This window comes from Gramella jeungdoensis, assembly GCF_023805255.1.
GTDB lineage: Bacteria > Bacteroidota > Bacteroidia > Flavobacteriales > Flavobacteriaceae > Christiangramia > Christiangramia jeungdoensis.
This window is the reverse complement of record NZ_JAMSCK010000001.1, coordinates 783,245-796,681: the sequence shown is the minus strand read 5'-3', so window position 1 is coordinate 796,681 and position 13,437 is coordinate 783,245. Positions and strand designations below refer to the sequence as shown.

The 13,437-nt window shown below is 41.8% G+C and carries 8 protein-coding genes; all 8 read right to left on the bottom strand.

Annotated features, from left to right (window positions below; all coding sequences use genetic code 11):
- Positions 1 to 22 precede the first annotated feature (22 nt).
- Entirely contained in the window at positions 23 to 1,606 is a 1,584-nt protein-coding gene (locus NE848_RS03645) for a sodium:solute symporter (protein WP_252110850.1), read from the bottom strand.
- Between the two features lie 16 nt (positions 1,607 to 1,622).
- On the bottom strand, positions 1,623 to 2,711 hold the full coding sequence (locus NE848_RS03640) for a Gfo/Idh/MocA family protein (RefSeq protein WP_252110849.1): 1,089 nt from the start codon (positions 2,709 to 2,711) through the stop codon (positions 1,623 to 1,625).
- 7 nt (positions 2,712 to 2,718) lie between these two features.
- The gene (locus NE848_RS03635; RefSeq protein WP_252110848.1) at positions 2,719 to 4,602 is read right to left on the bottom strand and encodes a right-handed parallel beta-helix repeat-containing protein; all 1,884 of its coding nucleotides are present in this window, start codon (positions 4,600 to 4,602) and stop codon (positions 2,719 to 2,721) included.
- Between the two features lie 156 nt (positions 4,603 to 4,758).
- Positions 4,759 to 7,572, bottom strand: a complete 2,814-nt coding sequence (locus NE848_RS03630) for a glycoside hydrolase family 2 TIM barrel-domain containing protein (protein ID WP_252110847.1) — start codon at positions 7,570 to 7,572, stop codon at positions 4,759 to 4,761.
- Between the two features lie 44 nt (positions 7,573 to 7,616).
- Positions 7,617 to 9,212: a glycoside hydrolase family 28 protein gene (locus NE848_RS03625; RefSeq protein ID WP_252110846.1), complete on the bottom strand. Its 1,596-nt coding sequence runs from the start codon at positions 9,210 to 9,212 to the stop codon at positions 7,617 to 7,619.
- Positions 9,213 to 9,235: 23 nt separating this feature from the next.
- Positions 9,236 to 10,945 carry a hypothetical protein gene (locus tag NE848_RS03620; RefSeq protein ID WP_252110845.1) on the bottom strand — a complete coding sequence of 570 codons (1,710 nt, stop codon included), beginning with the start codon at positions 10,943 to 10,945 and terminating at the stop codon, positions 9,236 to 9,238.
- An 11-nt stretch (positions 10,946 to 10,956) separates the two neighbouring features.
- Positions 10,957 to 12,459, bottom strand: coding sequence for a sodium:solute symporter family protein (locus NE848_RS03615; RefSeq protein ID WP_252110844.1), 1,503 nt, complete (start codon positions 12,457 to 12,459; stop codon positions 10,957 to 10,959).
- Entirely contained in the window at positions 12,460 to 13,425 is a 966-nt protein-coding gene (locus tag NE848_RS03610; protein ID WP_252110843.1) for a dihydrodipicolinate synthase family protein, read from the bottom strand.
- Between the last annotated feature and the right edge of the window lie 12 nt (positions 13,426 to 13,437).

Sequence of the window (13,437 nt, the reverse complement as noted above, 5' to 3'; positions counted from 1 at the left end):
GAAAAGCCGAATTCCATTCATTTTAATTACCGTTAAAGAATATATACAACCCAATCATTACTATGATGAGTGCCGCCCAAATAAGCCAGGCCGATCTTTTCAGTTTTGGAAGTTCTCCATAATCAAGCGTACTTACAAACTTATCCTTAGACCTGTCTGTTAGCGATAAAATGACTGTAAGAACGGAGAGCAGTAAGAAAATATAGAATGATAATAACAAGAAATGAGGCCAGAAGTCATTCGTAGCGCTGGGAAAAACCCAAAGGTAAAGAACTCCGATACCTAAACTCAACAAGGTGCCAAAGATCAAAATAATATTTACCGCTCTTGTGGTCGTTTTTTTCCACATCACACCAAAAAGAAATACTACCGACATCGGAGGAGCAATGAAACCCAGAATAGACTGGAAAACATCGAACAGATTTAAACCCTTTATACTATTTATAGCCAGCGTTACAAAAATAGCAAGTACTGCCCCCAAGGCGGTTACGATTCTTCCGGTTCTTATCTCATCCCTTTTCGTGGCCTCAGGCTTGAATTTTTTCACATAAATATCCATGGTAAACACCGTACTCAGAGCGTTCAGGGCCGAATCTATAGTACTCACCAGGGCGGCTATCAGCACAGCCATTACCAGCCCGGTCATTCCTACGGGAAACATTCTGGTAACCATGGTCATATAGGCTTCATCGGGATTCTGAAGATCCGGATACAAGATAAAGCATATCACTCCGGGGAGGATGAACAAGGGTACATCGAGTATCTTAAGCCAGCCCGTAAAATTAGCTCCTAGCTGACCCTGTTTGATATTCTTTGCCCCCAGGACCGACTGCACCATGGACTGATCTGTACACCAGAACCAAACCCCCATAATTGGATAACCCAGGATTATAGCCATCCACGGATAGTTAGGATCGTCAGCCGGAAGAAAAAGATTCCAGTATTCGGATGGGGTTTCAGCGATAAGAGTGTCTATTCCACCAATTTTATAAATTCCGGTAATGGTAAGCGCCAGGGAAACAACGATAAGCAGGATCATCTGAAAAACGTTAGTATAGGCTATTGCTTTCAATCCCCCCGCAATAGTAAAGAAAGATGATATTATTATCAGAACGATCACCGAAAGCCACATAGGAATGCCCAAAATCTGCTGAATAAGGATTCCTCCTGCGAATAGGGTTAGTGACAACCAGCTTATAAGCACCGTTACTATAGTATACCAGGCAAGGATATTCCGGGTGGAATCACCAAAGCGCTTCCCCATGAATTCCGGCAGGGTTTGCACCCTTGCTCCCATATATCTCGGTGCGAATACAACGGCTAAAAGGAAGATGAAAATAAAGGCGTACCATGCGAAATTACCGGCAACGATACCGGTAGTATAGCCAATGCTGGCAGAAGCAATGAGCATGGATGGGCCCACGTTGGTACCCCACATCGTAAAACCAATGCTTGTCCAGTTTAAGGAGTTACCTGCAAGAAAAAGGTTTTCTCCTGCTTCTTTTTTATTCCTGAAACTGGCCCAGTAGCCTATACCTACTAAAATCAACACATACACACCTACGACCACAAAATCGACCGTACTTAGTAGTTCATGAATTTCCATAGGTAGTTAGCAGATTTTAATTTAGGTAAGATTCCAATTCGTATTCTTTTATAATATCGCCGGTTCTTTCCGGTTTACCTGAAGCAAGCGATCTTTCCATTGCTTTGAGAAGAACAATAGTTCCTATTCCCTCAATAATATTGGGATAGGCGGTAAAACTTTCTCTTATGCTATCGGCGAAATAATTGAGGTAATTCTCATATTCACCTGCATGGTGACTTTTACCTTCGAACCTGAAGAAGTGTTTAAGCTTATGTTCCCAAGTTACCTGTCTTTCCTCTCCATCCTTATCGGTTATGGCATAGCGCAAATCCATATAATCGCCCTGGCTACATCCCAGGTTCCCTCTAAGAATACAGCTCATTTCACTATCTCTTTGCACCGGCTGCACAGGTCCCGAATAAGCTCCTGAAACCCTTGCTATTCTTCCGTCATCAGCTTTATAAATGAATTGCATGGTATCAGGGTTTTTCAAACCTCCTTTTTTACCATTCTCACTAAGCATTCCATACCCCATTACCTCTTCGATATTAGGCAAATACCATCTGATAAAATCAACGGGATGGCTCAAACCGCCATAAAGCCATTTAAAAGAATCTTCCAGAGCCCAGGGTTTTTCCAGGAACCACCGGTGATCGGCGTTATAATAGGATTCTACGGTAACCAGATCGCCAATAAGCCCTGCTTCAAAATCCTTTCGCTGGCGTTTCATCGGTTCAAAAAACCGACTGCTTTGTCCTACAAAGAGTTTTTTTCCGGTTTTTTTCTGTAGTTCTATGAGTTCTGTGGCATCTTTCAGATCATCTATCAAAGGTTTGGTACATACCACGTGCTTATCATGCTTTAAAGCCATTTTGATATGGTTGGCATGGAGATGATCTGGGGTATAGATCGCGATTGCTTCTATTGAATCATCTGTAAGCAAATCTTTATACTTAGTGGTATATTCATGAAAATCGAATTCCTTGGCCCGATGCTTACAAACCTCAATATTGAGATCACACATTTTAACCAATTCCACTTTCGGGCTCGATAAAGCAGCTGAAATCGTGCTTCTACCTTCTCCAAGTCCAAGTATACCAAGTTTTAATTTCTTCTGTTCCATTTAAAGATCAGTTATTCTTAATGTTTTGAAATTCCGGCTGAAGCCCTGCCTTCTTTTTGATTTCCTCAGAAACATCGGGACCATTATTTTCCCATTTATTCCCGGGGCCGGGGCTATTAGAAAAGAACTTATCACGTTCTGTCCAGTTATTCACTGCTCTTATATATGAAGAGCCTTCATCATAATAGATATACTGATGGTGATGTGGCATATGGGCATAAGGGGCATCTACAAGATCGTAGATAGCATTCTCGCTTATCTCGGTATTCGGCTGGGCCGAAAGGGTATAGATTCCTCCAACATCATACATCTGCTTGGCAAAATGATGGATCCTGTTCGCATGGATGCGGTTATTTCTGGCGATAGTAATGGTTTTTGTCCAGCTCCAGCCCACGCAGATCCCGCTATAATTTATATCATGCACCTCATTATGATGAATATTCACATCGTGTACCACACCTGCACTGATTCCAACCGTTCCCCAGTCTTCATTTGTGACGTTCGAAATGTAGTTATTGGCTATTTCGAGGTGATGAACGATCTCACGTTCATCTTCAGGTCTGTACGGCAAGTGTGCTTCAAAATCGGGGCTTCCAAAAAAGCCTGCCTGGATAGCCGTTCCACCAATATCTTTAAAAACATTTCCGATAATTTTACTTTCAGATACCCCGGTAACAAGATCAAGACCGGTTGCGGCAAGATGCCTGAATTCACAATTCTCAAAGCGTATTCCTGAAGCATTGTAAACTTCGACAGCCGCCGGCTGTCTTTCTATCCATGCCTGGTTTTCCAGACTTTCCTTATCGGGGGTGCCTGGTTCCTTCAACTTATAGGCGTCCACGATAGACCAGCCCGCCTGTAAAGGAACGTGACCTTCCCTGGAAGGCCTCATCCATGTAGTATGCTTAAAACTGATATTATCAAACTGAATTTGCGAAACTTTATGATCTAAATTCCCCTGTACTTTAACCAGAGATTCCAGAACCGGAATTATGATATCTGAATCATTAGGGTCTTTATCCTCCTGTGGCCAGTAATATATCTTACCATTTCTTTTATCTAGATACCATTCCCCGGGATTATCAAGCAACTCCGGAGCTCCCATGAGGTAGAATGCCGAATTTCCATTGTACTCATTTTCTGAATCAATAAAAGGTGCGGGCCAGGGATGCTCGAATTCAATTTTACTCTCCGGGTGATAAAATTTCACTGCAGTACTGTCACCATGCTTTTCCATGGATCTTACGCGTAAATTTGCTATGGCCCACCATTGATGGATCACGAACTCAAGACCATCGGGATTCTGAAAATCCCATTCCGGGGTGGGTATCCACATGATTTCCTTTTCACCATCTACCGAGAGAATTCTGCTTAATTCCTGTTCTCCGAGATTAGAGGCTCTTTTGGCTTTTTCATCATCTACCCACATCTGACGGAAGAATACAGGATTTCCACTTTCCCGGGGAACATCGGTCACCCAGAGCTTTTTTGATATTATATCGGGAATACCCGCCACCTTACTGGTATTCTTTCCCCATTCACCAAGTTTTAGTCCTCCTGAAATCACCGGTTTGATAGATCCTGCCGATCTTATAATAGTTGGAGAATCGGGAGTCCCGGAATCTTCAGGCCTTATCAGGATAGGTTCATAAAGCCTGTAAGTTCCTTCTTTAACTATGATCTCTATGCCCTCATCTTTTTCAATTTTCTGAAGACGTCTTAATTCACAGGCTTTCCTCAAAGCCATGGATACAGTGGCAAAAGGAGCTTCTTTTGTTCCCGGATTTGAATCTTTCCCGCCAGGAGAAACCCATAGTTCTGCGGCATTAACTGTAAAGCCAATTAGCAGGAAAAAAGAAAAGAAGATTTTTAATAATGGTTTAGCTGACATAGTTAAGCTGGAATTTTTCGCTGACAATTCAAGCGATCATTAGTTCATTTAATTACCAATTATAGATAAATACAAGAAGTAGTCTATCCTGTACTTACAGGATGAAAACCCGTAAATAATTCAGAAATGAAAAAGATCTGATAATAAATCAGATCCTTATTGATCGGCCGAAAAGTTGAAAAATAAGGTCATCTGCTTGCTCCTAATGCGCCAGTCATCGAAGGTTCCGTAATCGAAAAATATATTTTTTCTGCCTGAGGGGCCGAGTCTTTCCGGCTGATTGGTTTTACTTCCAATTGGCGGAATTGCCTGCATAAAGGAAATATCCTGATCAGGGAATGCCGGAGAAGTACGCTCTTCATATACATCTTGAGGATACTCCGGGGTATAAAGCCTCAGAAATACATCCTCAGTAGAGGTTGCTACTAAAAACGATTGCTCCTCAGACTGGATCCTGGCCCAGTATAGATTTGCATGATATCCCTTGAATTCAGGATAAACCAGGGGAGAAACACCGGTTATAGTATTATTATAGTCCTTTTGATGAACACCCAGTTCAACACCCTGCATCCTGTTCTTCCAAACCCTGTATGGTCCATTCCCTAACCATTTCACTCCTTTTACGAGCTCTTCAGGATATGAAAAATCAACTCCCATATAATCGAAATCGACATCATACTCCTCGGGTTTATAGAATATTTCAAGTTTTGCCCAACCCGATGGATAGAACGTCCAGGTGAACTCTTTCATCCTGGATTCCTCTTCAAAAGAACTGATAAGAGAAATCGTCTCTCCATCCCTTTTTGTTTTAAGCGATTTGAAAATCACCTTTCCCGCACTAAGATGAGGACCATTATTAAAAGGAATTTCTCCATTTGAATTTTCAACTTTTTTGAGAAGACCATCATTTTTACCAATCTGGTATTCAATTTCGTTAGCATTTATAATAAACCTGTCTTCGGTTTCGGTCATAGTAACATTACCGGCCCTATCTTTTTCCTTTAGCTGTTCCACCACATCTTCAGGCAGTGAAATTGGCCAGTTGGTAGTATAAAGCTCCTGACCATTATTATCTGTAGCCGTCACATAAAGTACGTCATACTGATGCCAGTCATCAGGCAGGTCAAGTTTTAATTCGCCGATATGCCCTGGTTCAACATCGGGCGAAGCTGCGCTACCGGTAATCGCATTACCCTCAGAATCTTCATCGGGTGCCGGCATTTCAGCCAGTTTCCAGCTAAAAGAAAGTTCATTCAGATTCGTATAGAAATAACGGTTTTCAACCTTCAGGGTTTTATCAAAATGGGCACTAATATCAACATCCTGAAATTGCACGGGAGACCAGATCTCTTTAATTGCAAAGTAACTGCCTTCTTTTTCATGGAAAGGTCCAAGAATACCATCGGCTGCCGATCCATTATAAGTATCTATCTTTCCATTATCTGTTCGTTTCACTCCTTCATCGGCGAAGACCCAGATAAAACCTCCAGCAGCCCTGGGTTTATCCCAGATCATCTCCCAAAAATCATTCAGACCGGCTCCTGCACCACCGTCATACATTCCATGTAAAAATTCGGTAGGAAACACTACTTTATGACCATTCCAGAAGGTCCCTACACCATAGTTATATGGGCGGTAATGCTGGTTGGCCATTCCGTTAAATGATTGCCAGGGGTGGACCGTACGCCGATTCTGAATATCATACTTCTGAAAAAGTGTATCTAAATCGGTGTTATGACCTCCTTCGTTTCCATTGTCCCAAAAAACTATGGAAGGATGATTCACATCCCGGGTAACCATCGCCTTTACCAGATTACTGCCAATTTCCGTATCATAGGCATCATGCCAGCCAGCCAGTTCGTCAAGTACAAAAAGTCCAAGTGAATCGGCTACGTCAAGAAAATGGGTGTCCGGTGGATAATGAGACATACGAACGGCGTTCATATTCATATCTTTGATAAGTTTCACATCTTCAATACTCCTTTGCTTACTGGAAGCACGACCTGTTGTTGGCCAAAAAGTGTGGCGATTTACACCTTTGAATTTTATTTTAGTTCCATTTACATAAATACCATCCCGTTCACGCAATTCCACTGTTCTAAAACCAAAGCGCTCTGTCATTTCATGAATCGCTTTTCCCTTAGAAATAAGTTCAAATTTCACATTATACAAATTGGGGTCTTCCGGATTCCAGGTTTCTATATTCTCAAGCTGAGACTGCAGCCTCACTTTTTCACTGCCTTTTTTAATTTCGGCTGAAAAAGCTTCACCAATCGAATTATTTTCAAGATCCATGACCTGGGCAAGGACTTTAGTTCCTGCCTTCACGCCTTCAAAATATACTTCAGCATTAAAACTACCGTTGGCTTCAGCATCTATAGCCACTCTTTCGATATGCTGAACGGGTTTAGCCTGGAGATATACCGGACGGAAAATTCCGCCGAAAACCCAGAAATCAGCATGGCGTTCGGCTTTATTTACCGATTCATTCTCCGAATGTTTGGCCACCCTAACTTCCAGTAAATTGGTATCATCATATTTAAGTAAATCGGAAATATCATGTTTAAAACGGTAAAAAGCACCCTGGTGGACGGGTCCGGCAGATCTTCCATTTATCTTTACTTCTGTATCGGTCATCGAGCCTTCAAATACGATCTCTATATGTTTGTCCTTCCAGTGGGCAGGTACTGTAAATTCATATTTATAAAATCCTTCTTCCTTACCACGATCCTTATCTTCAGCATGCCCATAATTATAGATTCCAAAACCAAACTGTTCCCAATTTGAGGGCACCGGTATGCTGGTCCATTCACCTGAATTCCGACCTTCGGTAACCATAAAATCCCATACCACAGTATCATCTGTTCCGGTTCCGGAAAGGTATTTTACTTCGGTTTCCTGGCCTGACACCGAAAAACAGGTGATAATCGGTAAAAGCAGAATCAGAATTTTGGATTTATAAGTGATCATTTGTCAGTTTATTGCAAAAAAGGACATATAGTGTCGATAATAATTCAGTTAGTATTTGCATTCATAAATCGAATGTTTTTCGTCAGATCTCCTTCTTTTTGAAGAATGAGAGAATCTCCAGGGACATTGAATTCAGCATCTTTAAAAAGTATGTTCCTGCTATCCAGGAATTTCATCAATGAATCCTGACTGGTAACCTTAATATGCCTAAAAGTAAGATCCATTGCATCATTAGCCACAAATAAGGCTTCGCTATTTTCTACGATAACATTCTTCATCTGGACATTTTCCAGGGGCGATTCAGGGATACCATAGACTTTAAAGAAAGTTTCTGCTTTTTCCACCAGGATATCTTCAATAAAAACATCTTTGAAGTTTGGTGTGAGTTCATTGATCTCACGCGCAGGTTTTCTTTTTGCGAGATCCCCTACATACATAGGCTGCCCGAGCATATCCCATTTAAAGGCCGTTCCACGAAGGTTCATTCTAAGGCGTTTGTAGTAAAATTTTTCACCTCCCCCGCCTCTTGGCCTCCTGGTTTTGAAACGTATACCAACGCCTGTATTATCAAAAACACAATCATGGATATAAAGATTCCTGATCTTTCCTGCAGTCTCACTTCCAACGGTTATAGCACCATGTCCCTCTTTTGCCAGACAGTATCTTACCACTACATTTTCTGTAGGTTTATTTACACGAATACCATCTTCCCCTCTACCTGCTTTCATCGTAAAACAGTCATCACCGTTATTTAGTGTAGAATACTCTATGAGCACATTTCTACTGGACTCAATATCTATCCCATCACCTCGTGGAATACCAACCGAATTTACCGTGACTCCCCGAATAATAACGCCGTCACAATAAACCGGGACTATATTCCAGAAAGCAGTTCTTTCCAGGGTTACGCCCTCTATATAGACATTTGTTGATTTTGTAGGAGAAATAAGCATAGGTAGAAAGATCGACTCTCCGTCAAAACCTTCATACACTCTTTCTTCCACGGGTTTTTCTACAGGTACAAACTTTTCGGTAACATCTTCGGTCATCATCTGATCCTTAACCGGACCTTCTTCGGGACCATATATGGTTCCCTTACCTGTGACGGCTATATTATCCTGTTCATAGGCATAGATACAGGCACCAAGGGACATCACCTCCACCCCTTCGTGGCGGGTAAAAACAGCAGGGCGATAATCCTCCAGCTCCCCGCTAAAATATAGTTCTGCACCTTCTTCAAGGTGTAGATTTACATTGCTCTTTAAGGAAATCCTACCGGTTCTCCATTTACCTTGAGGGATGATTACTTTACCACCAGCTTTTTGACTAACCTCATCAATTGCCGACTGAATTATTTCAGTAACCTTCTGATTTTCCCTGGCTCCCTTATCAATGATATTGACAGTTAAATCAGGAAAAACCGGTTTTTTGAATTCCGGCATATCGAAAGGAGCTTCTACCGGAGCGATTTCATCAGGAAGATTTTCAGCTCCCACCTGATCTTTAGTCACAAGACTGTCCAGGGGATAATAAGATTTTTCAGTACTGGCAATTTCCCTGTCTTTCTTTTCAGAATTTCCACATGAAAAAAGGCCGGTCATTAAAACAGCGATCAGTATTAACTTAATTTGATATTTCATATCCTTATTTCATTAATCGAGACTTACCTGCCCGCCAGTTTAATCTTCGTTCTTTCCTCTCCCCCGTTTAATATATATACCAAAGGAAGCGGCCTGTCCTTGCTCTCGATAAACCGAGGTCTTTCCTGCCATGGTGTTAATGAGAGGGTATTAGTGAAATCCATCCAGTATTGCAAACGTGCAGGATTGAGGTCCCATGTCATATGAAAATGATTAGCCGGAGCATATTGTTTATATTCCAGCATGGAAGCATATCTTGGAACCACAAAAGTATGTGGCCAGGTTGGGTTTGCTCCTGCACAGACCTCTTTAGCAATATCCTCGGGCAATTCCACGGTTTCGGTTTCATCCCAAAGCATGGAAAACATCCCACTTAAGGATGAATAGGAAAGCCTTGCTGCAATTCCTTTAATTTCTCCGGGTGAAACGAAATGCACAGAATTCCCTAAATAGAAAAAATAATCCACTGCCTTTGGAAAGCTTATTTTACTCATTATATCCTTTTCTGAAGCTTCAGGCTTAGCTGCCCAGTTAAAGGATGCCGAGCCTGAATTCACACCGTCCACAAAACCTTTTTCTGTCCATTTTTCACCTTTCTTAGACTCATAGTTATGCTTTTTAGCAAGTTCTTTAGCATCTTCAGAGCCATATGCTTTTCTGAAATCCATGAATAAAGGCGGATTTCCACCAGACAGCCAGGTCATAAAAAGCTGGGTTAATAAACCCTGTACATCGGCTTCGGTAGCAAATGGGATCACTTCTTTCTCTCCATTATGATCAAAAGTTGAATTGAATAAAGATTCCATGATATCTGCCACTGGCAGCTGAATTCCGCGGGCATCTGATCCCCACTCAAGCTGACTCATAAAACCGCCGCCTACCGCATCGATCTCTTTCATAAGATCCCGAACGATTAGATAGAGGGCCAGACTCTTCTCAAGTAATTGTTCATCTTTCTCTTCAGGAAGCTCAATACGTTCTCTGGCATGTGAAAATAGCCAGGTCTTTAATCTCTGAAGCTCTTCTTTATCATAGGATTCCTTTTGAAGCATATCGGCCAGGAGTTTCATATCCAGCCTGGTGATCTCTATTCCAAAATTATTCCTGGTTTCCATTACATGGGGTAAAGCAGTTTCCATCCCCATGGAATCATGCCCGAAAACCACTACACGCTTTCCTTTTAATCCCTGAAAAGTAGCAGCGGCATAACACCAGTCTACCAAAGACTCTAAGGTATCGTCGCTCATTTCAGGATGCTGGCCTGTTTCAGGCCATTTCCCGATATTGATATGGGATAATTTCCCGTATTGAGCAATAGCTCCGTTTGTGGCATGGGTGTATACAACGCCCGGACGTGTTGCACTATTACCAGTTGTGAAATTGATCGGGATATCCTTCGGAAAATGAGAAAGCAGCGAAATTGTTGTAAGCTGCGGAAAAGACCAGGTATCCGGAATACAAACCAGTATGTTCACACCCGCCTCCAAAAACTGCTTCGCAACAAGATCGGCCTGGGGTTCTAGATCCACCAGCACGTCTGAATATACTACTTCTGCACTGGAAGCATCCGGAAACTTTATTTTTCCTGATAAAGATTCAGCTACATGTTTCACCAAATTTTTACATCGCTCTCTGCTTTGTTCATCAATCCTCGGGTCACAGGGTGCAAAAACCCCGATCACTGCCTTTGAAGTATTTGGTTTAATATCCTGAGAAAGTAACCTGGCATTCATAATAGTGTATTTTAATTTAGTGCTTTATTTTTTCCACGAGACAACAGGTGAAGCAGGAAACCCGTCAAAAAGATCACCGTTGTCCCTATGACTATTGTAAGATTCGTGTGAAGCGGATTCCTGAAACTGATCCATTCATCTGAAGTGAGAAAAACCGGCGTCATGCTCATCCAGGCGATCACCAGTATTCCTATAATGACCGCTATCCCCGCTTCGATTTGTTTTATTTTTCTGGAAAAGAAACCCAGTAAGAAAAGACCGAGTACTCCTCCGCTGAAGACTGAAGAAAGTGCCCACCATGCATCCAGTGCACTCTTTACCGAGGTCATTGCCAGAGAAACGAGAATACTTAAAACTCCCATAATGACTCCGGCGGTGGCCAGTACCCTGAATTCTGTCTTACTTGAAACTTTTCTTTTAGAGTATGTCTTAAAGAAATCGGTCAGAATCACCGTAGAGGAGCTGTTAATACTGGTAGATATCGTACTCATCCCGGCAGCAAAGATCGAGGCGATGAGTAAACCGGTGATCCCCTTTGGCAATTCTGTAACTATAAAATAAGGGAAAATCCTGTCCGCTTCGGTGATGTCCTGTAAATTTTCCGGCAACAGACCAGGCTGAACATAATAATAGGCAAAAAGAGCCGTCCCGATCATGAAGAATAGTAAAGAAACCGGAATATAGAGAAGACTTCCCATCCAGGTAGATTTCTTGGCTTCTTTTTCGGTTCGTGCACTCATGTAACGCTGCACATAATTCTGATCTATCCCGAAATTCTGAAGGTTGATAAAGAGTCCGTAAATAAAGATCACCCAGAAAGTTTCCCGAGTCAGGTCGGCTCCAAAACTCCCCAGACTGAATTTATCGAATTCCTGCCCCACTTCAATTATCTGGCCGGGACCGTCGGGCATGGATATCAAAATAATCACAAGACATGCCAGGGCACCCGAAATAAGAACTATTCCCTGAATGGCATCGGTCCATATAACGGCTTCAATACCTCCCATGGCCGCATAGATGATTACAAATACTCCTGTAAAAATGATGATACTGCTGATATCCCAGCCCAGTAACGCATTGGTTGGTAAAGCAAGCAGATAGAGGATGGTTCCCATTCTGGCAAGCTGGGTAAGTAAATAGCATATAGACGCATAATTTCTTGCCCAGGAGCCAAAGCGCTCTTCCAGATAATAATAAGCAGACTGGCTTTGAATACTTCTATAAAGAGGCACAAAGAATTTAACTGCGACGAGAGCTGCGAAGGGAATCGAGAGGCTAAATACAAAACTGTTCCAGTTACTTAAATAGGCTTTTCCCGGCAGAGCCAGAAAACTTATACTGCTTACAAATGTGGCGAAAATTGACATTCCTATGGCCCAGGAAGGTAACTTCTGCCCCCCTACCATATAATCATCTGTGGTTCTTCCTTTTTTGAAATAAAAAGAAATCCCGAAGAATAGAATAGCTGCCAGATAAATTATAAATACTAGAAGGTCAATTACTGGCAAATCCATCTACTGGTCTTTCTTTTTGTTCTGTGTCAGAATTTTACTTGCCTGGAGTTTCTTTTGTATTTCCTCAAGATTAACAACCAGTCTGCTTTTCTCCTCTTTTCTAAATTTATTTAAAGGGGAAGACATGTAGTCGTTACAAATTCCCAAAAGATGCAAAGCACACTTCAAGCCTTTTAAATAACTGGAACCAAATTTTCCTAAAGAATAAAGACCAGCTGATATATTCATTACTAGAGCGTGGAGTTCCCTTACTTTTTTAATATCCCCAGTTACCGCCGCATCATAAAGCTTTACATATAATTCAGGAAACATATTAGCCCCACCGTTTACACCTCCGTGCCCGCCAAGCAGAACAGTCTCAGCCATAATTTCTTCCGGTCCAACAAAAAGAGAAAAACCCGGATCATCTTTCATATGGAAAAGAAGCTTATTGAAATACGCTGTATTCCCCGAACTATCTTTTAGACCAATGATATTCTCATGTTCTGAAAGTTTCTTTACCGTCTCCGGCTCAATATTGATCTTAGTATGAGAAGGCATATTATAAAGGAATAACGGTAATGGAAGTCTGTCTGCCAGATACTCATAATATTCGATGAGCTCAGGTTGTCCAAGATTGAAATAATAAGGAGGAGCCGCTACAAGGGCAGAAGCTCCAGAATATTTTGCAGTTTGGGCTAGTTTTAAACTTTCGGAAACTGCGGTATCGGTAATCCCTACAAGGATCGGAACTCTCTTCTTTACCAGATTACAGGTTTCTTCAACGAGGCGATGTCTTATAGGATAAGGTAAACTGGTAGACTCTCCGGTTGTACCTAAAATAAAAATACCATGAACTCCTCCTACTACAATATGATTTATCAACTTGCCCAGCCCCTCGAAATCAAGTTCATCCTCATTGAGGAGTGGGGTTATCATTGGAGGAATAATCCCTCTAAACTGGTTTTTTTCTGAATTCCGGTCCATAAGCTTGAATAT

Excerpts from the sequence above, each read along its gene's own strand:
- NE848_RS03635 (WP_252110848.1), bottom strand. The coding sequence starts at position 4,602 with ATGTCAGCTAAACCATTATTAAAAATCTTCTTTTCTTTTTTCCTGCTA.
- NE848_RS03610 (WP_252110843.1), bottom strand. The coding sequence starts at position 13,425 with ATGGACCGGAATTCAGAAAAAAACCAGTTTAGAGGGATTATTCCTCCA.
- NE848_RS03645 (WP_252110850.1), bottom strand. The coding sequence starts at position 1,606 with ATGGAAATTCATGAACTACTAAGTACGGTCGATTTTGTGGTCGTAGGT.
- NE848_RS03615 (WP_252110844.1), bottom strand. The coding sequence starts at position 12,459 with ATGGATTTGCCAGTAATTGACCTTCTAGTATTTATAATTTATCTGGCA.
- NE848_RS03630 (WP_252110847.1), bottom strand. The coding sequence starts at position 7,572 with ATGATCACTTATAAATCCAAAATTCTGATTCTGCTTTTACCGATTATC.
- NE848_RS03640 (WP_252110849.1), bottom strand. The coding sequence starts at position 2,711 with ATGGAACAGAAGAAATTAAAACTTGGTATACTTGGACTTGGAGAAGGT.
- NE848_RS03625 (WP_252110846.1), bottom strand. The coding sequence starts at position 9,212 with ATGAAATATCAAATTAAGTTAATACTGATCGCTGTTTTAATGACCGGC.
- NE848_RS03620 (WP_252110845.1), bottom strand. The coding sequence starts at position 10,945 with ATGAATGCCAGGTTACTTTCTCAGGATATTAAACCAAATACTTCAAAG.